This is a genomic window from Cupriavidus sp. PB-02 (assembly GCF_058252315.1).
The window spans coordinates 2,131,162-2,154,837 of sequence record NZ_CM177694.1 but is presented as its reverse complement, the minus strand read 5'-3'; the positions used below and the strand labels follow the sequence as shown (position 1 = coordinate 2,154,837).

Below are 23,676 nucleotides of genomic sequence, written 5' to 3'. Positions count from 1 at the left end.
ACTCCCTCGCCCTGGCAGTGCGCTCAGGGCTTGGCCGCGGACGGGGCAGACGCGGCGGCCACCGGGGCGCCTGCGGCGGTCCCGGCCTGGGCTACGCGCACTTTCGCCCCGGGCCGCACGAACTGCAGGCCTTCCACGATGACGCGGTCGCCCGCCCCGAGGCCGTCGGAAACCAGCCACTTGTCGCCAACGGCGCGGTCGGTGCGGATCTGGCGCAGTTCCACCTCGTCCCTGGCATTGACCACCAGCGCCGTGGCCTGGCCCTTGAGGTCGCGCGTCACACCCTGCTGGGGCACGAGCAAGGCATTGGTCTTCACGCCTTCACGCAGGCGGGCATGGACGAACATGCCCGGCAGCAGCTCATGGCGCGGGTTGGGAAACACTGCGCGCAGCGTCACCGAGCCGGTGCCCTGGTCCACGGCCACTTCGGAGAACTCCAGGCGGCCGGTTTCGGGATAGCGGGTACCGTCTTCGAGCACCAGGCTGACCTGGGCAGCGTTGGCGCCGGCACTTTGCAGCGCACCATTGGCCAGCTCGCGCCGCAGCCGCAGCAGGGAGGCAGAGGGCTGCGTCACGTCGACGTAGATCGGGTCAAGCTGCTGCACCACCGACAGCGCGGTAGCCTGGCCGTTGGTGACCAGCGCACCTTCCGTCACATTCGAGCGCCCGATACGCCCGGAAATCGGTGACAGCACCTTGGTATAGCGCAGGTTGATCTGGGCGCGGTCCACCGCAGCCTGCGCCTGCAGCCAGGCGGCCCTGGCCTCGTCGTGCTGCTGCTTGCTGACCGCCTCGTCACCGACCAGACGCCCGTACCGCTCTGCCAGCAGGCGGGCGGATTCCAGCGTCGCCCTCGCGCTCTTGTAGGTGGCCTCGTAGGTGGACGGGTCGATCTGGTAGAGCTGCTGGCCCTGCGTGACGTCGCTGCCCTCCTTGAACAGGCGGCGCAGGATGATGCCGTCCACCTGCGGCCTGACTTCGGCAATGCGGAACGCCGTGGTGCGCCCCGGCAGCTCAGTATCCAGCGTCAGTGGCTCGGTCTTGAGCGTGACCACGCTCACTTGCGGTGGCGGCGGGGCTGCGGCCTCTTTCTTGCCGCTGCATCCGGCAAGCATTGACATGGCGATGGCCAGCGTGACCGGAACCCAGGCGCTGCAGCCGCGTGATCGTTGCATTACGATTTCCTGCGTAAGAATCAAGGCCGAGTCAAAATGTCACCGGCAAACCGGTTGACCAGCGCCAGAGCGGAACAGCGAGCCAAAGCAAGCGCCATGCCCGCCTTGCGCCAGCGCCAGTTGCAGACGTAGTCGAGAAGTCTATCGCGACTCGAAGAAATGGTTCGGCCGATTATCGGCTACCCATATTTCAAAAACTTTCAAACACCCACGAGGGCTGCCAGCGGCTCCCAGCGGCGCCCGCCAGCACGGCCGTGAAGCCTTCGTAAAAGGAGAACCGCATGAGTCGTCTGACCGCCAAGGAATTCCATCCCGAACTGCTTGAGCTCTACGACGGTTACGTGCATGGCCGGCTCAGCCGGCGCGACTTTCTCGACCGCGCGGCGAAATTCGCCGTTGGAAGCCTGACCGCCACCGCTATCCTCGCTTCACTGAGCCCCGACTATGCGCTGGCCCAGCAAATCGCGTTCACTGATCCGGACATCCTTGCCGAGTACATCCGCTATCCCTCCCCGAACGGCCATGGAGAGGTGCGCGGCTATCTGGTGCGCCCCACCAGGGTGGCCAAGCCGGTGCCCGGTGTGGTCGTGGTACACGAGAACCGGGGCCTCAATCCCTATGTCGAGGACGTCGCGCGACGTGTGGCCAAGGCCGGTTTCGTAGCGCTGGCGCCGGACGGCCTGAGCTCGGTCGGCGGCTATCCAGGCAATGACGACAGGGGCCGGGTGCTGCAGCAGCAGGTCAACCCGCAGAAGCTCATGGACGATTTTTTTGCAGCCATTGAATACCTTCGGGCCGGCAACCTCACCACAGGCAAAGTCGGCATCACCGGCTTCTGCTATGGCGGTGGCGTCTGCAATGCCGCGGCGATGGCCTACCCGGAACTGGCTGCGGCGGTGCCGTTCTACGGCCGCCAGGCCAAGGCCGAGGACGTTCCACGCATCAAGGCACCGTTGCTATTGCACTTTGCCGAGACCGATCCGAACGTCAATGCCACGTGGCCTGCCTACGAGGCGGCGCTGAAAGCCAACGGCAAGACCTACGAGGCACACATCTACCGAGGCACCCACCACGGCTTTCACAATGACTCCACGCCACGCTACGACGAGGCAGCCGCCAGGCTGGCGTGGGACCGGACTATCGCCTGGTTCCGGCGCTACCTGGTCTGACCAAAGGGGCTCCGCGACGAACGGCATGAGCAAAGACACCCGGCCATGCCGGAAGGCACCAGGCATTTTTCGTGGAAGGACCGTTACGTTCGATAGGATCAGCGTGACGGCCGCCTGCCCAGGTGCTACGCCTCCACGTAGCCCTTGCGCAGTTTCTCCGCCACCAGCTTGTCCATTTCACGCCGGGCCCGCTCGGCGCTGTCGAACGCCTTCACGCCGGTCTGTCCTGCACTGCCGATGCGGCCGTAGGTGACGGAGAGCTCCGCCCCGCGCACGCTGGCGCGCCAGAATTTGCGCGACGTGCCCTGCTCGAAGCGCAGCATCCGCACAAGCTCAGCTTGCGCAGCCGATGCCGTCGCCGCATCCGTCCGGGCTTCCGTTGACGCCTCAGCCGTGGACGTCGCGCCCTGCACCGCGGCCGGCATCGTCAACGGCGCCGACATCTCGATCTCGACGTCCAACGCGCGATCCTCGCCATCGGCCAGCATGGCCTCGATGCGGGCCAGCACTGCGTCCCGATCGTCGAGCCAGTCCTTGCCGGGGATGTCCAGCACCCGCCAGCCGAAGCTGCGCAGGATGCCGGGGCGGAACACATAGCGCTCGGCGGTGTCCGTCACCGCCTCGGACGGCGTATCGAGCAGGATTGCCAGCGCGTAGCCTTGACCCGACGGATCGGCGATAGCCAGGTCGCAGCGGAACTGCGAGCGGCCGACGTTGGCGTGCACCTGGTGGCCGCGCGCACGCAGCGCCTCGGCCAGTGCGTCGCGGATGCTGTCCGGCGTGGCCTCGCGCGTGAAGGCGTCGCGCGCGCCCGGGGTCAGCGCACCGAGCACCGACTGGGCGCGCTCGAACTGGCCGCGCGCGCTGGCCTGCGCGAACTGCAGGAAGGCGCGCAGCGCGGCCGCGCCGTCGTTGTGCACGTTGGTGATCGCCTCGGCCTGGATCGTCGATACCACCGCCATCCGATGACGCGCGCGGCTGAAGATCACGTTCAGGCGCTTCTCGCCGCCGCGCTGGTTGATCGGGCCGAAGTTCATCAGCATCTTGCCGTCCGGCCCGGGCGCGTAGCAGATGCTCAGGATGATGACGTCGCGCTCGTCGCCCTGGACGTTCTCCAGGTTCTTGACGAACAGGCCGTTGAACTGATCGTCATCCTCGCGCACGTACTCGCGCTCGAGGCGCATCGCAAAGTCCGCGTCCTCGGCAGCCAGCACCTCGAGCGCCGACTCGATGGCGCCCTGCTGCGCCTCGGAAAATGCCACGATGCCGAGGCTCAGCCCGGTCTCGCGGCGCAGCAACTCGCGCACGGTCCGGGCGATGTAGCTCGCCTCCGGCGCATTGCGGCGGTCCGCGTAGATGCCGTCGGCCAGCCGGTGGAAGCTGACCGGCCGCGCCAGCAGCGCCTCCGCGCCCGCGATGCCGGCATCCGCCTGGTCCGAGCGCAATGGCTCGGCCTCGTCCTCGGCCTGTTCCAGCAAACGGTCGGGGATGGTGACGAGGCGCCCGTCGTAGAAGGCGGCGTTGGAAAAGCTGATCAGCGACTCATGACGGCTGCGGTAATGCCACGCCAGCAGCGTAGCGGGCAGGTTGCGCGCGGCCTGGTTCAGCAGGCTGTCCGAATCGAGGTTGATCGCGATGCGTTCGCCCTCTTCTTCCACGACGATCTCGTCGCCGCCCTCGGCGCCGCCGGCCGTGAAGAAGCTCGTCGGCGGCAGCTGCATCTCGTCGCCGACCACCACCACCTGGCTTGCGCGGCTCAGCGCGGGCACGGCCTCCTCGGTCGGAATCTGGCTGGCCTCGTCGAAGATCACCACGTCGAACAGGTCCGGCGACAGCGGCAGCGTGTCGGACACCGACAGCGGACTCATCAGCCAGATCGGCTTGAGATCGTTGATGACGATGCCGGTCTCGTCGTCGGAGAGATCGCGGATCGAGCGGTGGCGCATGCTCTTGCCGAACTCATGCTCCAGTTCGCGGCGGCCCGTTGCGTATTGTTTCTTGAACGCCTTGCCGTCGGCGTCCAGCATCGTGGCCGACAGCGAGGACACGCGCACGTGCTCGGCGAACTGCTCGTGCCGCATGGCGCGCACCACTTGGGCGTTCAGCGCGAGCAGCTCGCGCTGCCCCTGCGCCACGGCGCGCGCGGCCTGCGCCAGCGCCGCGCCGCCGAAGCGCGCCAGCACCGGGTTCTCGCGCGCGAGACGCCGTAGCGCCTCGTCGGCCACCAGTGCCTCCAGTTCCGCCGGTGCGTGATCGAGCCATTGCAGCGTGGCGGCGCAGGCGGGGTCGCCCGCATGCACCGCGCGCAAGAGCGGCAACAGGTCTGGCAAGTCATCCAGCGCCTCACGCAGGTCGCGCAGCAGTTCGGCGATGTCGCCGAGGCGCGCGTCGGCGGCCAGCATCAGCCCCTCGCGCACACGCTGCGCGAGCTTCTCCAGCGCCTCGCGCGCACCGGCCTCGGCGCGTGCCGCCGCAACCGGATCGACGGCCTGGCGCAAATGCGCGACCAGTTCGCGCGGGCCTGCGCCCGACTGCAGGCGCTGCTCGAGTTCGCCGAGCGCGCGCAGGAAGGCCTGCATCTCGCTCACGCCGTAGCGCCGGCGGCTGTCGGCATCGGCCGCCGCCAGCGCCGCGCTCGCGGCGTGCTCGGCGGCCAGCGTTTCAAGCACCTTGCCGTAGCCCGGATGGACGGCGTGCTTGCCGAAGTCATAGCGGCGCTTCAGTTCGCCGCGCAGCCGCCACCAGGCGGGCTGCAGCCAGCGCGCGAACGACGGCTCCAGCTGCCGGGCGAGCGCCAGCGCCGATTCGGTATCGCCGGGGCTCAGCTTGTCTTGCCAGTTCGACGTTGCGGCTAGCGCGTCGGCGAGTACCTGCGCGCGCGTCTCCAGGTCCGCGCGGACCTCGCGCAGCGCGCCTTGCGCCGGCGAGGCCGGATCGAGCAGGTCCAGGTGTGCGGCGAGGCCCGTGTCGAGCAGCCACTGGCTGTCGGCGGCAATCGCGCGTGCCTGTTCCAGCGCGGTGTCCTGGCCGGTCAGGCTCGCGGTACTGTCCAGCAGCGGGTCGAGCGCATCGAACAGCGCCTCGGTGTCATGGCAAAGCTGCTCGGCGCGGCCATACGCGCGCTCGTCGGCCAGCAGCTGCGGGGACAAGCGCGCGAACGGATGCGCGGCCAGGCTGTCGAGACCGAAGCGCTCGCGCATCGCGCGGTGCACGCGGTGCGCGAGATCGCGCTGACGGTCCCATGCGGCCAGCGCCGGCAGGCGCTCGCGCATGGCGGGCCCGGCGTCCGGCACGGCAGGCAGCGCGGTGACGCGGCGCAGCAGCGCACGCACGCTGTCGCCGAGCGCCTCGGGCGCGGCGGCCATCGCCGACTCGAACGCGTCGATACGCTGCTGGTGCGCGGCCAGCGCCTCGGCCACCTGCGTGCGGCGCGCCGCCAGCGCGTCGCCGTCGTGCGGCTGCGCGATCCACTGCTCGTAGCAGGCGCGCAGGTCGGCGATGAAGGCCTTCTTGTCGGTCTGCGAATCGTGGATCAGGCAGCACAGCGAGTCCAGCCCGCTTTGCTTGAGCCGATGGAACACCACGTCGAGCGCGGCGCGCTTCTCGCAGACGAACAGCACGCGCTTGCCGCGTCCGGCGTAGTCGGCGATCAGGTTCGTGATGGTCTGCGACTTGCCCGTGCCCGGCGGGCCCTGGATGATGAAGCTGCGCTGGCTGCGCGCGAGGCCGACCGCGGCGTTCTGCGTCGCGTCGGCCGCCACCACGTTCCATTGCTCGGCCGGTGCGAGCGGCGCGGGCGCTGCCGTCTCCACGTCGCGCGGATCGATCGAGAACACGTGGTCGAACGCCGGATTGGCGCCGGGCTCGTCCAGCAACTGCGCGTAGTCGCGCACCAGCGACATCTTGCGGTAGTTGAAGTTGGCGAGCGTCACCTGCGTCAGGTCCAGGTCCCAGGCATAACGGTGGCCCTCGGACTCCTCGAGCACGTAGCCCTGGCGCTCTTCGCTTTGCGCGGTGACGGGGCCGCTCATGTGTGGCTGGCGCGGACCGGCGCCCGCTGTGGCTCCCGGTGCGGCCCCCGCCTCGAAGCGCTGCGGCAGCTCGCTCGGCCGCACCCAATGCTCGAACAGCGCGCGTCCCAGCGGCCGGTAGTCGTCCCGCGCATAGCTGTACGGCGGCAGCCAGCCGCCGGTGCGCGCGGCAGCCGTTCCCGGCCTGCGGCGCTGGAACTGCTGCATCCGCTGCAGCGCCTTCTGCCGCACGAGCCGCACCGCGGCCTTGTCAACCAGGCGCAGCTCCACCGAGGGCTCGGAGCGGCGAATCTGCGCAAGGATGTCGGCATGGATCTCCTCGAGCGAGGTCTTGCCCAGATCCACGGTCTCGTCCAGGCGGATGTCGTACAGCTGGCTCAGGTAGTGGCGCAGCACCGGGTTGAACTCGGCCTCGCCGCCCGCGCACTGGATCACGTACTGGTCGCGCACGCCCTTGCGTTTGACCAGCTCCACCGGCAGCCATAGCAGCGGCGTGACGATGCGCTCGTCCGGCGCCTCCTTCAGGTTGTGCCAGCGCAGGAACGCCACCACCAGACGCAGGTTGCTGAAGCCGTATTCGGCGCGGTCGCGGCGGGTCTCGGCGATCAGGCGGTCCAGTGACGCCGGCAGGTATGGCTGGTCGTCGAAGCGCAGCCATTGCTGCAGCGACACCGGCTTGCCCGCCACCAGGTCGGCGGCGAACGGTCCGCCCCAGGTGCAGATGTGCTCGGGCCGCACGCTTTCGATCTGCAGCATCAGCGGCACGCTGGCCACGGTGACGTTGACGCTGGCCGCGGTCGGACGGAAGTGCAGCAGGCGGTTGCGCCGCGAGAGATCGAACAGGCGGTCGCGCAGGTGCGTGAGCACGGCGGCGCGGCGCGGCGTCGCGCCGGCCGTGCCGGCCAGCACACGCTCCACGTCCAGGCCCAGCGGCTGCTCGCGCCACGTGCGCAGCCGGGTCGCCTGCGCGGCGACATCGGTCGCGCGGTCGTGGCGGTTGATCTCGGTCATCTCGACGATCACCGCCGCGACGATCGGATGCAACCGCTCGTGCAACAGGAACAGGTTGCGGCGATGCGCCACGAAGCTGCGCAGGTCGTCCTCGTCAGTGAAATCCAGACCGCAGGCCAGGCTCGCGAGCACCATGCCGAGCAGGAAGACGTCGCCGATCTCGTCGTGGTGGCCAACGAGCCGTTCCCAGCTGGCCAGGCCGGGCAGGTAGACCGGGCGCTCGACGGGCGCCGTTGCGTCAAGCTGCAGCGCCAGGTCGGTCTGGTCGCGCTGTCCGTCGTCGGCGTGGCCAAGCTGCAGCGCGCCGACAATGTTCAGGCCCGAGGCCGGATGCGGCTGCACGCGATGCACCGCGCCGATGTCCATAACGGGCGCCTCGCCATCGGGCCGGCGCAGGCGCAGTGCGCCATCCTCGTCCACCAGGATGCTGTCGGGATCGAGCGGGGCCACCCTGCCCTGCGCGTGCAGCGCGGCGACCTGCGCGAACAGCGGCAGCACCAGCACCAGGACGTCGTCGGTGGGCAGCGCCGCACCCGCCTGTGCGTCGATCAGCGCGCGCAGCGTGCGCGGCTCGACGCTGTTGGTCGTACCGGGGATCGTGTTCGTGCCGTGGGTCGTGCTGTCAGTCATGCCCGGCCCTCCCTGGCCAGTTGGCGGTGGGGTTGGCGCTGCAGTTGGCGATGGTAGCGGTCCAGCTCGCGCTTGCCGAAGCCGGCGTCGCGGCGCAGGTTGCCTTGCAGCGCTTCCAGGCTGCCGAGCGCCTGCGCCACCTGGCCGGCGCGCAGCAACGCCGCGTCCTGCTGGTCGGGGTCGGCGAGCGCCAGGTCCATCATCAGCGCGTTGAGGTAGCCGCGCACGCTGTCGTCGGCCACGTCCTGCCCCAACCCTTCGGGCCCGATCGCCGATTCGTCGTCGCGCCAGTCGGGGAACATCATCCGCACCTGCGCGAGCACCGACTCGCTCGCCAGCGCCGTGCCGGCGAGGAAGTGGGCGAGGAAGCCGCGCGTCAGCGCCTGCAGCCGGACCTGCCCCGGCAAGTCCAGCTTCTCCAGCGCCAGCGGGCCATGCAGGCGGGTTTCGATCCACGGATCGAGATCGGCCGCACCCTCCCACCACAGCGCCAGCGCGCGGGCTCGGATGAAGGTTTCGGGATGGCTGTGGGCGGCGCTCGCGCCCGCTTCGTGGGATTCGATCTCGGCCGCCTGGCGCAGGTAGGCGGCCGCGTCCACGCTGCCCATGCCGGTCTGCACCTTGACCAGTGTCGACACGGCCGGCGCCACCGCGCCGGCGGCCACGGCGCCGCCGCGGTCGGCGAACAGCTCGGTGTGCAGCGCGTAGCGGCGCCAGGTCTCGCGATGGCTGGCGCTGGCGCCGGGCGCGGCCAGCGCGTCGTTCAGGATGCGGTCGGCCACCAGGAACTGGCCGTCGTCGCGCGACCACAGCAGGTAGTGGGCCAGCTCGTGGCCGAGCACCGCCAGCAGCTCCGGCGGCGACAGCCGTTCCAGCAGCGGCCCCTGCAGGACGATGTGGACCTCGCCGGGCACGTAGACCAGCGAGGCGTTCATGTCCTGGCCAGGGGACTGGTAGAGCGTCGCGCGCGCGTCGATGCCGAGCCGCGCCATCGCCTCGGCCAGCGCCGCGTGCACGTCGGCATGCGCGTCCGCCTCGATGCGGTAGGTGTCGCGCAGCAGCATCGAGCGCAATGCCTCGCGGTGATCGGCGCCGGTCGCGCGGGCGCCGGCCCAGCGCCAAACCTCGGGCTCGTGGCGACGCAGGTAGTCGACCACCGTTGCGTGATAGGCCAGCGGCACCAGCGCGCCGCGATCCGGGGCGTGAGAGTCCATGCGGGACGTTCCAGGGTTGCGTGGTAGCGGATTCTACAGGGGGACGATCGGCCAGGGGATCGTCCGCCAAAGCCTCCCGGACAGACGGACCCGCTTGCCGCTCGGTGTAAACTCCCGCATCGGCTGATCGCCAACCATCCCCTATTTGAGGAAGAACATGACTCGACAACCACTTCGTACGCTGTGCCTGACCCTGCTGCTGACCGCTGCGACCACACCGGCGCTGGCCGATGACCTGAAGAACGCTGCGGGAGGCGGTCTGGGCGGTGCCGCGGGCGCGGCCCTCGGTGGCGCACTGGGCGGCAGCACGGGTGCCGTGGTCGGCGGTGCGGTGGGCGGCGGTGCGGGCGGCGCGGTGACTGCCAACAAGAAGGAACGAACCGGCGCCATCGTGGGTGGCGCGCTGGGCGGTGGCGCCGGCGCGGCGGCCGGCAATGCCCTGGGCGGCCGAACCGGCGGCATTGTCGGTGCCGCGGCCGGCGGTGCAGCGGGTTCGGCGCTGGGCGGCAATGTGTCGCGCAACAACTATGCCGATGACCACAAGAACGGCAATCGCGGCAAGCACAAGGGCCACAAGAAGCATCGTCACGACGACTGAGCGAGGCGACGCGCGATGGCGCCCGTCATTTGGGCATCTGTCCCATCGCGCTCTTGACCGCGTTGCGCGGCGGATTCCGGACGGCCGCCGCCGCTGCCGGGCGGCCATCGCCATTGGAGCCGAAAACGACAATGATGGCCCTGGGCCGGCGATGCCTTTAAAACATGGATCGGCGCTTAGCGAATGTCGTATCCGCCAGCGACGACATCAGTACCTCCAGAACAGGAAGCGCCGATGCTGTTGCGCAGGGACCTTGCGAGGAGCCCGGGTCTCAGGGCTGAACCGCGCATCCGGATCGATCACTCGCGCGCGCAGCGCCATATCGTAGAACGCGCCCACCATCGGCAGGGCGCTATGCGCGCCCTGCCCCCAGTAGTTGCCGAGCGTCACACGTCCATCGTCAAAACCCACCCACGCGCCCGCGACCAGTTGCGGATGCATCAGGATGAACCAGCCATCCGCGTTGTCCTGCGTGGTGCCCGTCTTGCCGGCCACGTCGGCGCGAATCCCGAAGCGCGTCCGGATGCCTGCACCGGTGCCCCGGATAACGACGTCGCGCATCACATCGACGAGCGTTTGCGCGGCGTCGGCGGGCAGTGCCTGTTCCGGCGATGCGCTCGCAAATTCGGCGAGCACCTTGCCGTCGTGATCCTCGATGCGAGTGACCATGCGCGGTTCGACATAGGCACCGCGGTTCGCGATCGTGCTGTACGCTGATACCATTTCCTTGAGCGTGACCGGGCTCGTGCCGAGCGCGAGCGACGGCACCGCTTCGAGGGTACTGTCGCGCACGCCCATCGCGCGCGCGAGCCGTGCGACCTTCTCGGGGCGTTCCTTTTGCATGAGCTGAGCGGTGACGCGGTTGCGCGAATACACTAGCGCGTCGCGCAGCGTCATCGGTCGGTCGGTGGGCGGCGCCGCGTCGGTAGGCCGCCAGATCGCCTGGCCGGTCAGTGGAATGGCGACGTTCCGGTCTACGATCGTATCGCTCGGCCGCGCGCCGTCCGCGAACGCCGCCCCGTAGACGAACGGCTTGAATGTCGAGCCCGGCTGACGCCGGGCCTGCTGCACGTGATCGAACGGTGCGTCACCGAAATCGCGACTACCGACCCATGCCTTGATATCGCCGTTGCGCGGATCGATCGCGACAAAACCCGCCTGGACCTGAGTCTTGCTCCGGCAGAGTGCGCGGACGAAAGCTGGGTTCGTGCCGAGCTTCCTGAGGGCCGCCCGATCCGATTGACCAGCATCGCGTGCTGCACGATAGTCAGGCGTTTGCCGGATGAATGTCTGGAACAGGTCGTTGCCCGGCCAACAGCCAGTGCGTTCGTTCCATGCCCCGTTCGCGATCCATTGCAACTGGCTCGCCTGCCAGTCCATCGCCTGCACCGCCATTGTCTGCAGACGGTAATCTATGGTTGTGCGCACGACAAGCCCGTCGGCATAGATGTTGTAGCCGTTGCGCTCGGCCCATGCGATCAGCCACTTGCGCAGTTGCGCGGAAAAATGCGGCGCCGCGCTTCGTGGTGTGCTCTGCAACGCGAAATCGACGTTGAGCGGTTGTCGCCTCAACCAGGTGTAGGCATCGGGCTTGAGCTTCCCGTACTTGTTCATCTGCCCGAGCACTGTGTTTCGCCGCTGCAATGCGCGCTCGGGATTGAGCACAGGGTTGTAGGTGCTGTTGGCCTTCAGCATGCCAACGAGTGTCGCGCTTTCGAGAATGTCGAGCTGATGGGCCGATTTGCCGAAGTAGGTGCGTGCGGCCATTTCCACGCCGTAGGCGTTGTACAGGAACGGCACATTGTTCAGGTACGTCTCAAGGATCTGATCCTTGCTGTACACGGCTTCGATCTTGAGCGCCGTGATCGCTTCCCTGAGTTTGCGCGCGAGGGTCGGCGCGCGGCCGATTTCGTCGGGATACAGGTTGCGCGCGAGCTGCTGCGTGATCGTCGAACCACCCTGTCGGTCGCCGGAGAACGTTTGCAACGCGGCCGACGCGATACGCAGCCAGTCGATGCCGTAATGCTCGTAAAAGCGGCGATCTTCGGTTGCGACCAGTGCATCCACCATGTACGGCGAGATCTGCCCGAGCGACACCCACTCGCGATTAACCGGTTTGAATTCGTCGAGCACCCTGCCGTCGGCCGACACGATCAGCGCGGGCCGATCGATGCGGGCTTTGCGGATGTCGCCGATGCCAGGCGTAAAGGGCACGAGCGCAAGCACGTACAGCAGAAACAGCGCCGGCAATGCGGCGAGCGTCAGCATGATGCCGCGTCGCGTCGGGTGGCGAAGGCGGTGGAGCGCGCCATTGAAGACGCGTCTGGCTATCGTGATGCTGGCAGCGGCCAGCGGTTGGATGCGGATGAGCCACCGCGCGCAATACTCACGAAACAACGATACATAGCGGCGATTCACGGTGGCGGGACGCTTGGCGGAAAGAGCGGGATCGTATCAAAGCGGAAGGACGCTTCTTTTGCCAAAGCAGGGCTGCGGCGCGCGGCATTAACAATCGATTACATTTGTTTCGTACGGGCAACGTTCGCTGCCTGCGGCAATCGCGTCCTTCCCCCCTGCCCGCCTTTGCGCCGCCTGCGCCACAACACACTGTCATTTCAACCGGTCCGAGAAAATTTTCATCACGGGGGCTCGGCTTTCCGTCTAGAACAGGCTGAGAACCGATAAAAAGCGGCGGCACGGCGCTGCCTCCGGAGGATTCCGCCATGGCTTCGATCACGATCAACGGCATCGCCATCGACACGTCCGCGCCGCGCGCCGCGCTGGCCGCTGTCTCACTGGACAACGCGGACGCCGGCGCCACGAACTACATCATCGTGGTGCCGGCGGCTCCGCTCGATGCCAGGCAGAAGCAGCAGCTCGCTCGCGCGGGCGCCAGCATCCTGGAGGCCGTGCCCGGCGGCGGGCTGGTGTGCTACTACCCCAAGACGAGCCTGGCCAAGGTGCGGGCGCTGCCGTTCGTGGACTGGGCCGATCAGTATCCGCAGGTGGTCAAGCTGTCGCCGTCGCTGCGGCGCCTGGCGCCCCAGCCCGGCGGCGTGGCCGTCGCGGCGGCCGCGCTGGTGCAGCCGCCGGAGCTGGACAGCTCCCGCGTGACCGTGGACGTGGTGCTGCACCGGAACGCCAGGCCGGCGCAGGCGGCCAAGGACGTCGCCGCAGCGGCGCACGTGGAGCCCGCGGACGTCATTGCCACGGGGCAGAAGCTGCGCCTGACCCTGAAACGCCGCCGCCTCGCCGACGTGGCCGCGCTCGATGCCGTGCGCCATATCGAGGAGGTCTTCTCCCGCCGCCTGGCCAACAACGTTGCCCGCACCATCCTGCGCGCCCCGGCGGCGGCCGAGCGCAACGCCCTGCGCGGCGACGGTGAAGTCGTCGCGGTGGCCGATACCGGCTTCGACAAAGGCTCGACCACCGACGTGCATCCCGCATTCAAGGGCCGCGTCAAGGCGCTCTACGCCCTGGGCCGTCCGGGCCGCAAGGACGACCCCGACGGCCACGGCACGCATGTCGCCGGCTCGGTACTGGGCGACGGCGTGTCCGTCACCGATGGCGCCGTCTGCGGCGCCGCGCCCGGCGCCAGGCTGGTGCTGCAATCGGTGCTGGATCGCAACGCCGGCCTTGGCGGTTTGCCCGACAACCTGAATGACCTGTTCGGGCCGCCCTACAAGACCCACAAGGCGCGCGTGCATTCCAACTCGTGGTGCAGCCTGGGCAACTTCGGCGCCTATGACCAGCAGGCGCAGGAGGTGGATGAATTCGTCTACCGCCACCGCGACATGCTGATCTGCTTTGCTGCCGGCAATGCCGGCAAGGACCGCGACGCCAACGGGCAGGTCGATCCCTCCTCGCTGCCGCCACCGGGCACCGCCAAGAACTGCCTGACCATCGGCGCCAGCGAGAGCCTGCGCCCGACCATGAGGATGACGTACGGCAGGGGCTGGCCGGCGGATTTCCGCGCCAGCCCGATCCGCTCAGACCGGCTCGCCAGCAATCCCGACGGGATGGTGGCCTTCAGCAGCCGCGGCCCCACGCTCGACCTGCGCCTGAAGCCGGACCTGGTGGCACCTGGCACCTACATCCTGTCCGCGCGCTCGCGCGCGACGCGCTCCGAAGGCTGGGGCCTGTCGGGCGATCCACTCTACATGTTCGACGGCGGCACCAGCATGGCCACGCCGCTGGTGGCCGGCTGCGTCGCCGTCACGCGGCAGTTCCTGCGCGTGCACCACCAGCTGCGCAAGCCCAGCGCTGCCCTGCTCAAAGCGCTGCTGATCAACGGCGCCCGCCAGCTGGCGGGCCAGTACACACCGTCCGAGGCCGGCGTGGTGCCGAACAACGCCCAGGGCTTCGGCCGCGTGGACCTGCAGGCCGTTGTCGGTCCCTACGCCGAGAACGAAACGCTGCAGTTCTTCGATGAAGACGCCCGCCTCGATACCGGCGAGCGCGAGGAGTACCTGGTCGCGATCCCGACCGATGCGCGCCGGTTGAAGGTTACGCTGGTGTGGACCGACCCGCCCGGCGAAGGGCTGCAGAGCGACCTGGACCTGATCGTCAAGGCCGGCACGCGTGAATGGCACGGCAACATGACGCGCGGCGCGGCCGGGTTCGATCGCGTCAACAACGTCGAGCAGGTGGACTGGAACCAGATCCCGGCGGGCACCGCAACCGTTGCCGTGGTGGCGCACTCGGTGGCGCTGGATCCGCAGAGCTACGCACTGGTGATCCGTGTCGGCGGCTAAGGCCGGCACGGGGCAGGTCAGTTCGCCGCGATGATCGCCCAGCAGGCCAGTGCGCTGTTCATGCTAGTCCAGTAGCCGAAACCCTGGTAGTAGTAGACCGCCCACATCGCCTGCAGGCTTTGCCTGGCAGGCTTGCTGCGCAGCCTGCCGTTGATCTGCGGGTCGGAACAATTGCGCACCACCAGCCAGCGCGGCGTGGACTTGCCCGCGGCGGCGCGTTCCTGCACCACCAGCCCCAGCACCGCGTCGCCCATTTCCACGGCGGAGCCGATCTCTTCAAGGTGGTTGAGCGAGGTGCCGAACTCAAAGAAGTCGGTGGTCAGGATCGGGTGGAACGCGGGCATGTCGCGCCCGTCCAGCTTGATATCGGGATTGTTCTCGCGGATCGGCCTGGGGATGTTGTGCAGCGGCGCGTAGTTGACGGTAGGCGGCAGGAACTCGGGCTCGGCCAGCTCATGCCTGAACGCGCCCATCAGCGCCAACGCCTTGGCGAAGTGCTTGGTCTTGACGGTCCATTCCGACTTGTAGGTCTTGTCGTTGAACGGGCTGTCGCGAAACTCCCGCTTGCAGCGGAACTTGGCGCCGCGCGTGACCACCACGTCGCCAAGGTCGTGCTCGGCAAAGACCGCGCCCGCCGTGCCGGTGGTGATGATCAGCTTGGCCCGCGTCTCGTCCAGGATCTGGTGGAACAGGTCCCTCACCGGCAGCGATGCCTTGTGCGCGCTGCCCGCCGGCGGCCTGGTGATGCCATCCTGGTTCAGGTGCAGCTCCGACTTCATGCACAGCACCTTCTTCGTACCGATCCGCACCGGGAAATAGCTGGCCAGCCGCATCACGCCGCGCGCCGGGGCGCCGGCACGGATCTTCGGCAGGTACTGGTCGAAGTTGCGGGCATAGCGATACCAGTGGTCGCGCGAGAACCCCGGCGTCATGACATCGCACAACGCCATGGTCTCGTCCACGGTCCAGGTGATGACCACCACGTCGGCACGCGGCAGCGCAGCGTCCAGCGCGGGCATGGGATCGATCGGCACCGGTATCGGCCGCAGCGTGGCCGGGAACGCAATGGTGGGGTGCGCCGCCAGCCCGGGCGCCGCGGCAAGCGTGGTCGCCACGGTGGGATGGTTGTCGAAATCGGCTTCGGTCATGCCGGACGACAGCAGCTGGCGCGCCAGCGACTTGCGGAAATCCAGTGCCTCGCTCATGGTCCCCCCTTTGCGCGCCGCGCGCTTCTTTGCGTACCTAGCCTAGTTCGCTGCAGGTCAGACATCAACCACATGTCATTGAAGGGCCGGGATTCATGTACTAGAGTTCTTGCGATGTGGGAGGAGGGCCGACCATGCCGTCAGTCGGGAAATCCGTACCGCGCATCGACGGCCACGCCAAGGTGACCGGGCTGGCGAAGTATGCCGCCGATGCCGCCCCCGCCGATGCGGCGCATGCCGTCATCCGCGCCAGCACGATTGCGAAAGGGCGCGTCTTGTCCATCGACGACAGCGCGGCCCGCGCCGTGCCTGGCGTGCTCGACGTCATCACCGCCGCCGACTGCCGCCGCTTCCAGGTTCCTGACCCCTTCCCCGCCGCAGCCGGCCAGCGCCGCCTGCCGCTGCAGGACGACAAGGTCGCCCATCTCGGCCAGGCCATCGCCGTGGTCGTCGCCACCAGCCGCGAGGCCGCGGAGTTTGCCGCTGACAGTCTCACCGTGCGCTACGCGCCCAAGCCGGCCACGGTCATCCCCGCCGCGCAGCTTGTCGCGCGCCCCGCCGCCTCGCCGATGCATAACTTCCGCTGGGCCGCGGCAACGCCCGCCGCGGTCGCGCCCGCTGCAGCGGATGTGCTGGTCGACCAGACCTACGTCACGCCCTTCGAGCACCACAATCCGATGGAGCGCACCGCCGTCGTTGCCGCATGGCAGGGCGGCACGCTCACGCTGCACGACGGCTCGCAATGGATGCGCGGCGAGCAGGCGATGGTGGCCGCCTGCTTTGGCCTGCCCGTGGCGAAGGTGCGCGTGGTGTCGAAGTTCGTCGGCGGCTCGTTCGGCGCCAAGCGGCTGACCTGGCCGCACGTGCTGCTGGCGGCCGTGGCCGCGCAGCGGGTCGGCAGGCCGGTGGTGCTGGCGCTCACGCGCGCGCAGATGTTCTCGATGGTCGGCCACCGTCCGCACACCGAGCAGCAGCTGACGCTGCGCGCCAGCAGCGACGGCACGCTCAAGGCGCTGACGCACAGTGCCAAGACCACAACCTCGATGAACGACAATTTCTTCGAGCCGGCCACCTCGCGCACGCGCATGATCTATGCCTGCCCGTCGGGGCAGGTCAGCCGCTCGCTGGTGCGGCTCGACCTGCCCACGCCCACCACCATGCGCGCGCCCGGCGAAGCCACCGGCTTCTTTGCGCTGGAAAGCGCGATGGACGAGCTGGCCGTGGCGCTCGGCATGGACCCGGTCGCGCTGCGGCTCAAGAACTTCGCCACCACCGACCCGGTCTCGGGCGTGGCATGGACCTCGAACAGCCTGCGCAAGTGCTACGAGCGGGCCAGCCAGAAATTCGGCTGGGCCGCGCGCCAGCCCGTGCCCGGTTCGATGCGCGACGCGCAGGGCCAGCGCATCGGCTGGGGCATGGCCAGCGCGGCGTATCCCGTCAACCGCTCGCCCGCTTCCGCCAGCGTATCGATGGACGCCACCGGCATGCTGACCGTCAGGAGCGGCACGCACGAGATGGGCGGCGGCATTTGCACCGCACTGGCCCAGATCGCCACGGACGCCGTGGGCACCGACCTGGACCACGTCAAGGTCGAGATCGGCGACACCGCCCTGCCCCGCACCACCGTGTCGGGCGGCTCGCGCACGCTCGCCAGCGTCGGCTCCGCGGTGCTGGCGGCCAGCCGCGACCTGCGTGGCAAGCTGCTCGCCGCTGCCGCCGCGCAGCCGGGCACCGGGCTCACGGGCAAGCCGGTCGACGCGATGGCCACCGGCGGCGGCCGCGTCTTCCTCACGGCATCGCCTGCACAGGGTGTCGGCTTCGACGCCATCGTGGCCGCCGGCGGCGCTGCGCTCGACGCCAGTGCCAACGCCGCCCCGCCAACCACGGCGCCGGGGCCGATGCTGTCCTTCGGCGCGCATTTCGTTGAGGTGGTGGTCGATACGGACGTGCCCGTCCCGCGCGTGAGCCGCGTGGTCAGCGCCTTTGGCGTCGGGCAGGTCGTGAACCCGTTGCTGGTGCGCAGCCAGCTCGCCGGCGGCATCGTCGGCGGCATCGGCATGGCGCTGCTGGAAGAGTCGGTCTCCGATCCGGTGGCGGGCGGTTTCGTCAACGCCAGCCTGCTGTCGTACCTGGTGCCGACCTGTGCCGACGTGCCGGCCATCGACGTGATCCTGGTGAAAGAGGTTGACGACAAGGCCAACCCGCTCGGCAGCAAAGGCGTGGGCGAGCTGGGCATCGTCGGCATTGCCGCCGCCATTGCCAACGCTGTGTACCACGCCACCGGCGTGCGCGTGCGCCGGCTGCCGATCCAGCTCGACACCCTGCTGCCCTGACGAAGCCGAGCATGCCGACTACCGCCATCCACCTGACCGTCAACGGCACCGCCCGCGACCTGACCGTCGACACCCGCGCCACGCTGGCCGATACCCTGCGCGACGCGCTCGGCCTGACCGGCACCAAGGTCGGCTGCAACCGGGGCGAGTGCGGCAGCTGCACGGTCCACGTCGACGGCCGGCGCGTGCTCGGCTGCATGATGCTGGCCGTGATGGCGCACGGCCACGCCGTGCGCACCATCGAGGACCTGGCGCCCTCAGCCAGGAAGCTGCACGCCCTGCAGCGCGCCTTTCTCGATCACGACGCCCTGCAGTGCGGCTACTGCACCGCCGGCCAGGTGATGTCCGCGCTGGCCTGCGTGGCCGAGGGCCATGCCGGATCGGCGGACGAGGTGCGCGCCTGGATGAGCGGCAACCTGTGCCGCTGCGGCGCCTATCCCAACATTGTCGAAGCGGTGCTCGACTACGCCCGCGACCATCCGGGCGGAGGTGGCTGACATGCGCGAATTCGCCTTCGTGCGCGCCACCAGCGTCGCCGACGCCCTCACTGCCATCGGCAGCGCCGACACGATGTGCATCGCCGGCGGCGTCGAATTGCTCAACCTGATGCGCGAAGGCATCTGCGCGCCCGGCACGCTGGTTGACCTCAGCGGCATCGCCGAACTGAGCCAGGTGTCGATGACCGGCACGGCACTGGTCATCGGCGCCCTGGCGCGCATCAGCGACGTAGCCGCCGACGCCGATGTCGTGCGCGAATTCCCGGCCATCGCCCAGGCACTCGAACAGATCGGCTCTGCGCAGATCCGCAACGCCGGCACCGTGGGCGGCAACCTGCTGCAGCGCACCCGCTGCGCCTACTTCCGCAACGGCACCATCGACGTCCCCTGCAACAAGCGCACACCCGGCTCCGGCTGCGCCGCGCTGCTGGCCGGCGCCACGCGTGCCTTCGCGCTGTTCGGCCGCAGCAGCCGCTGCATCGCCACCCATCCGTCCGACCTGGCGGTCGCGCTGGCCGCGCTGGACGCACAGATCGTGGTGCGCGGCCCCGGCGGCGAGCGCGTGCTGGCGGCGCAGGATTTCCTGCGCACGCCCGGCACCACGCCCCAGCGCGACCACAACATGAAGGCGAATGAATTGCTGGTGCGGATCATCGTGCCGCGCGGCGCGCTGGCGCGCCACAGCGTTTACCTGAAGGTGCGCGACCGCGCCGCCTACCAGTCAGCGCTGGTGTCCGTGGCGGCGGCGGTGACGCTGCAAGGCAAGACCATCAAGCGCGCCGCCATCGCGCTGGGCGGCGTGGCCCACCGGCCGTGGCGGCTGGCGTCGGTGGAGGCTGCCATCCAGGGCAAGCGTCATGACAAGCCTGAGTTCCCTGAGGCGCTGGTGGCCGCCATGCTGGCGATCCCGCCGAAAAGCGCGGACGCGGCCAAGCGCGCGATTGCCATGCGGGCGGTGGAGCGCGCGTTGCGGGAGGCGGCGGCGTTGTGACCTGCGCGCCTGCGCGGTCGTCTGGAAAACCCGGGGTGAATTCCCCGGAAACACCCCCTACTATGCTACTGGTTGCAATCACACCCACAGCGCTGCGCGCGCAAAGGAGACAGTGCATGGACCGGCGCAAGTTCCTCACCGCAGTCAGCGCATCGGCCGCAGCGGCCATCGCGCCGCAGGCATGGGCACAAGAATGGCCCGGCCGCCCGATCCGCCTGGTGGTTGCCTATCCGCCCGGCGGCGGCACCGATGTGGTGGCGCGGCTGTTCGCCGACTACCTGGGCCGCGCCAGCGGGCAATCCGTCGTGGTCGAGAACAAGCCCGGCGGCGCCACGGTGCCGGCCACCCAGGATGTCATTCGCGCCAAGCCTGACGGGCATACGCTGCTGGTCACGCTGGGCTCGTCGGCCACGTCCGGCGCGCATATCAACCGCGTGCCGTACGACCCGATCAACGACCTCACCGCACTGGCCGAGATCGGCCGCGCGCCGGTCCTGATGGCTGCCAACAAGGATGCGCCCTACTCCACCCTGAAGGAACTGATCGCCTATTCCAAGGCCAATCCGGGCAAGCCGATCCATTCGGCCTCCTACGGGCCGGGCACGTCGTCGCACTTCGGGCCGCTGCTGTTCAACCGCCTGGCCGGCACCAACCTCGAACCGGTGCTGTACAAGGGGTCCGCACCGGCCACGCAGGACCTCGTGGGCGGCGTGGTGCCGCTGATGATCGATGGCCTGACCACCGGCGTGCCGCTCTACCAGTCGGGCAAGACCAAAGTGCTCGCCACCACGATTCCGGAGCGGTCAGACCTCGCCCCCAATGCCCCCACGTTCCGCGAACTCGGCTTTGCCGAGATGGAACAACTCAGCGGCTATTTTGCGCTGTTCGGCCCCAAGGGCATGCCCAAGGCGACCACCGACGCCGTGTCGGCGGCGGTGCAGAAAGTGCTGGTTGATCCCGCCTATCACAAGCGCCTGGCCGGCGTGGGCGTGCTGCCGCCGAAGGCGATCACACCGGACGCCTTTGCGTCGCAGGTCAAGAGCGACTATGTGCGCTGGGGGCAGTTCATCAAGGATATCGGGTACAAGATCGACGGGTAGTACTGGCGCGGCGGCATGAAGGTTACGATACTCAGGGCCTTCTGGCTTCCCGCCTGACGCGCTCCAGGTATTTTCCTGTGGTGGTATCGATCCTCACGGTGTCGCCCTCCTTGATGAACTGGGGAACAAGGACCTCCATGCCGTTGTCAAGCGTGGCGCTCTTGAAGGTGGACGATTCATGCTCGCGCAACCCCGGCGGCGTGGAAACGACCGCGAGCTCGACCTGCGTGGGAAATGCGATATTGACCGGCTCGCCCTCGTAAAGCTGCACCGGAATCCGCATATTGGGCTGAAGGTACTTTTCGTAGGCGCCGATGGCTTCAATGGGGAGACTGATCTGGTCGAACGTGTCCGGATTCATGAAGTAAAACGCGACGCCGTCCGTATACAGGTATTCCATCTCCTTGTGCTCGAGCACAACATCCTCGAGCCTGTCGCTCAGGTGCAGGCGTAGCGCTTTGATGTGACCTGTCTTCAAGTGCTTGAGCCTGGCGAACAGCGCGCCGGCCTGTTGTCCGCCGCCAGCATGGTGCTCCGCGCTGGCCACACTGTGGAGTTCGCCGTCGAGCAAAATGACCATGCCCGCTTTCAATCCGGAAGCTTCAGTCATTTGCGTGCCTCTGCCCGTCGCGAGGTAACAGCTTCAGCCTGGCACTGTTGCCGAGCCCGGCCCTCGTGGCGAGGCTGAAGATTCTCATGGAGATGCTTCAGTATCCACCCGGCGCGGCGAAGCTGCAAATGCTGATGCCGCCAAACGCAAACACCACAACGAAGACGATGTACGCCAGCGCCAGCCACGGCATTTCCGCGCCTTTGCCTTGCTTGTCGGTCATTGCCTGGCCTCCAGCCCTCTTGCTCGCCCAGGCCTTCGACGCCTCTAATGTGCTCTTTCTACGGCGCACGGGCGCCGGCCTCCGTGCGCGTCGGCACAGTTCGACGTTTCAAGCCGCCGTTCACGGAACTTGCCGCGCTTCGTGCCTGCCCTATAGTAAAAATCTGGCTGGAAAGGACCGCATAATCACTGTAACGTCGGTGACACGCGGCCGTGGCGCCGTGGCAAGGATGCCCGTGATGGGGTCTGGGGCATTCCTCGCGTGGATCTAGTATCGGCTTCCGCCACCTCTGTCGGCGATGGCTGGATTATCCGGCCCGTTCCCTGGAGCTCCAATGCTCTACCAGTTCCTCGAATATCAGCGAGCGCTCTTGCATCCGCTGACCATCTGGGCCGCAGGCGCCGCGCACGCCTTCGGCAACCCTGACAGTCCGTTGGCCGGCCTTCCGGGTGCGCCGTACTTTGCCGCAGGCTACGAATTCCTCTACCGGCTCGGCGAAGCCTGCGAGAAGACCGAGTTCAACATTACGGCGGTCGAACAGGAGGGCCGCACCACACCAGTGGTCGAGCAGCTTGTACTCGACAGCCCATTCTGCCGCCTGCTGCGCTTCGCGGCCGAGCCCGCAGCTGATTGCTCCGTCGCCAAGGAGAGGCCGGCGGTGCTGCTCTGCGCCCCGCTCGCTGGTCACCACGCCGTCATGCTACGGGAAATCGTTACAACGTTGCTGCCGGACCATGAGGTGTACGTGACCGATTGGATCGATGCCCGCCGTGTGCCGTTAGCGGACGGGCAGTTCGACCTGGATGAGAATGTGGCGCTGCTGCAAGCGTTTATCCGCCTGATCGGCACCGAGCGCCTGCACGTGCTTGCGATCTGTCAATCCACCGTGCCCGCGCTGGCGGCCATTTCCCTGTTGGCTAGCGGCGGTGAGCCAACGCCCCGGAGCCTGATCCTGGTGGGCGGCCCGATCGATGCCCGCCGTAGCCCCACCGCGGTCAACAGGCTCGCGGCGCACCGGTCGCTCGAATGGTTTCAACAGAACCTGATTTACGCAGTGCCAGATCGCTACCCCGGTGCCGGCCGAAAGGTGTATCCGAGTTTCCTGCAATATGCCGGTTTAGTGGCGACGCAGCCCGACCGTCTGGTTGCTTCGCAGTGGGACTACTATCTCGAGCTCGTTTGGGGTGACAGCGCCGGTGCCGATACGTGCCGGCGCGCGTGCGATGCCTATAACGCGGTCCTTGATATGGCAGCCGAGTTCTATCTGGACACCATCCGGATCGTGTTTCAGGAATTTCGGCTGGCCCTCGGCGACTGGCGCGTGCGAGGCCAACCGGTGCGCCCGCAGGACATCCACACCACTGCATTGCTCACTATCGAAGGCGAACTGGATGACATTGCCGGCCGTGGCCAGACCCACGCCGCGCACGATTTGTGTCCAGGCATTGCCCCATGCCACAAGCGGCACATCACGGCACGCCAGTGTGGTCATTACGATCTGTTCCTGGGCCCACGCTGGCGTACCGCCATTGGTCCCGTCGTCCGGGACCAGATCCGGCAATTTGCCTAGTGTGCCTTGGCCATGCGTGCGCAGTACGCGGCATCCTCGGCCCTGGCCATGCGTGCGCAATACGCGGGATCCTCGGCCTTGGCCATGCGTGCGCAGTACGCGGGATCCTCGGCCTTGGCCATGCGCGCGCAGTACGCGGGATCCTCGGCTGCTGCCCGAGCGCAATATGCGGCAGAGGTCAGCGGGCTGCCGAATTCGCGCAGGCTCAGCGCATCGCTCGCGGCGGCCATTTCCAGCAGGCGGGCCTCATCCTGCGGGCCGTCGATGCCAACGTAGGGATCGTGGTGGAGGACATACCCGAAAATGCGTTCGCAATCGCTGGCATAGCGCCTGGTATCCAGGATGTGGGCATGCCAGAAGGCATCCACCTGCTCGCTGGGGACGGCGGGTGTGTCCGGATACTTCGCAGCCAGCTTGAGGAACTGCCGGTAGCCGCTCTCCGCCTGCTCCAGCGATTCCGGCGACCAATGCGCATGCTTCTGGTGCAGTAGCTTGGCCTTCATCCTTGAAAAGTCGAGGGCTTCGATGGCCTGCCACATGATTTCAACAGAACGGTCCTGCATGA

General features: G+C 68.1%; 16 protein-coding genes. 8 read left to right on the top strand and 8 right to left on the bottom strand.

Annotated features, from left to right (window positions below; translation table 11 throughout):
* Window positions 1-23: 23 nt before the first annotated feature.
* Window positions 24-1,175, bottom strand: coding sequence for an efflux RND transporter periplasmic adaptor subunit (locus tag AC10V3_RS10150; RefSeq protein ID WP_022535120.1), 1,152 nt, complete (start codon window positions 1,173-1,175; stop codon window positions 24-26).
* Between the two features lie 281 nt (window positions 1,176-1,456).
* Between AC10V3_RS10150 and yghX the strand changes: the two genes are divergently transcribed.
* Window positions 1,457-2,344 (top strand): YghX family hydrolase, encoded by an 888-nt coding sequence (yghX, locus tag AC10V3_RS10145; RefSeq protein WP_022535118.1) that lies wholly within the window; start codon window positions 1,457-1,459, stop codon window positions 2,342-2,344.
* A 125-nt stretch (window positions 2,345-2,469) separates the two neighbouring features.
* Here the strand turns inward: yghX and AC10V3_RS10140 are convergent, their stop codons facing one another.
* The gene (locus AC10V3_RS10140; protein WP_490923629.1) at window positions 2,470-8,016 is read right to left on the bottom strand and encodes an AAA domain-containing protein; all 5,547 of its coding nucleotides are present in this window, start codon (window positions 8,014-8,016) and stop codon (window positions 2,470-2,472) included.
* Window positions 8,013-9,230, bottom strand: coding sequence for a M48 family metalloprotease (locus AC10V3_RS10135; protein WP_022535116.1), 1,218 nt, complete (start codon window positions 9,228-9,230; stop codon window positions 8,013-8,015). The genes AC10V3_RS10140 and AC10V3_RS10135 overlap by 4 nt, the downstream gene beginning before the upstream one ends.
* Before the next feature lie 157 nt (window positions 9,231-9,387).
* On the opposite strand from AC10V3_RS10135, the gene AC10V3_RS10130 reads away from it, so the two are divergent.
* Window positions 9,388-9,828: a hypothetical protein gene (locus tag AC10V3_RS10130; protein WP_022535115.1), complete on the top strand. Its 441-nt coding sequence runs from the start codon at window positions 9,388-9,390 to the stop codon at window positions 9,826-9,828.
* 207 nt (window positions 9,829-10,035) lie between these two features.
* On the opposite strand, the gene AC10V3_RS10125 is transcribed toward AC10V3_RS10130, so the two are convergent.
* On the bottom strand, window positions 10,036-12,246 hold the full coding sequence (locus AC10V3_RS10125; protein ID WP_022535113.1) for a penicillin-binding protein 1A: 2,211 nt from the start codon (window positions 12,244-12,246) through the stop codon (window positions 10,036-10,038).
* A 305-nt stretch (window positions 12,247-12,551) separates the two neighbouring features.
* Between AC10V3_RS10125 and AC10V3_RS10120 the strand changes: the two genes are divergently transcribed.
* A complete protein-coding gene (locus tag AC10V3_RS10120) occupies window positions 12,552-14,582 on the top strand; it encodes a S8 family serine peptidase (RefSeq protein ID WP_022535112.1) in 2,031 nt (676 codons plus the stop codon).
* A 17-nt stretch (window positions 14,583-14,599) separates the two neighbouring features.
* Here the strand turns inward: AC10V3_RS10120 and AC10V3_RS10115 are convergent, their stop codons facing one another.
* On the bottom strand, window positions 14,600-15,787 hold the full coding sequence (locus AC10V3_RS10115) for a hypothetical protein (RefSeq protein ID WP_490923628.1): 1,188 nt from the start codon (window positions 15,785-15,787) through the stop codon (window positions 14,600-14,602).
* A 134-nt stretch (window positions 15,788-15,921) separates the two neighbouring features.
* Between AC10V3_RS10115 and AC10V3_RS10110 the strand changes: the two genes are divergently transcribed.
* From AC10V3_RS10110 to AC10V3_RS10095, 4 genes are all read left to right on the top strand, one after another.
* Entirely contained in the window at window positions 15,922-18,120 is a 2,199-nt protein-coding gene (locus AC10V3_RS10110) for a xanthine dehydrogenase family protein molybdopterin-binding subunit (protein WP_490923626.1), read from the top strand.
* Between the two features lie 11 nt (window positions 18,121-18,131).
* On the top strand, window positions 18,132-18,617 hold the full coding sequence (locus AC10V3_RS10105) for a (2Fe-2S)-binding protein (RefSeq protein ID WP_022535109.1): 486 nt from the start codon (window positions 18,132-18,134) through the stop codon (window positions 18,615-18,617).
* Between the two features lies 1 nt (window position 18,618).
* Entirely contained in the window at window positions 18,619-19,608 is a 990-nt protein-coding gene (locus tag AC10V3_RS10100; protein ID WP_022535108.1) for an FAD binding domain-containing protein, read from the top strand.
* 116 nt (window positions 19,609-19,724) lie between these two features.
* Window positions 19,725-20,708: a Bug family tripartite tricarboxylate transporter substrate binding protein gene (locus tag AC10V3_RS10095; RefSeq protein WP_022535107.1), complete on the top strand. Its 984-nt coding sequence runs from the start codon at window positions 19,725-19,727 to the stop codon at window positions 20,706-20,708.
* Between the two features lie 31 nt (window positions 20,709-20,739).
* Here AC10V3_RS10095 and AC10V3_RS10090 read toward each other — a convergent pair whose 3' ends face one another.
* Both AC10V3_RS10090 and AC10V3_RS10085 read right to left on the bottom strand, forming a co-directional pair.
* The gene (locus AC10V3_RS10090; protein ID WP_490923624.1) at window positions 20,740-21,318 is read right to left on the bottom strand and encodes an elongation factor P; all 579 of its coding nucleotides are present in this window, start codon (window positions 21,316-21,318) and stop codon (window positions 20,740-20,742) included.
* A 97-nt stretch (window positions 21,319-21,415) separates the two neighbouring features.
* Window positions 21,416-21,541, bottom strand: a complete 126-nt coding sequence (locus AC10V3_RS10085) for a hypothetical protein (protein WP_349607225.1) — start codon at window positions 21,539-21,541, stop codon at window positions 21,416-21,418.
* Between the two features lie 334 nt (window positions 21,542-21,875).
* Here AC10V3_RS10085 and phaZ point away from each other — a divergent pair, with 334 nt between their 5' ends.
* Window positions 21,876-23,111, top strand: coding sequence for a polyhydroxyalkanoate depolymerase (phaZ, locus tag AC10V3_RS10080; protein WP_022535104.1), 1,236 nt, complete (start codon window positions 21,876-21,878; stop codon window positions 23,109-23,111).
* On the opposite strand, the gene AC10V3_RS10075 is transcribed toward phaZ, so the two are convergent.
* Window positions 23,108-23,674, bottom strand: a complete 567-nt coding sequence (locus AC10V3_RS10075; RefSeq protein ID WP_490923622.1) for a glycine-rich domain-containing protein — start codon at window positions 23,672-23,674, stop codon at window positions 23,108-23,110. The two genes, phaZ and AC10V3_RS10075, sit on opposite strands and share 4 nt — an antisense overlap.
* Window positions 23,675-23,676 lie beyond the last annotated feature (2 nt).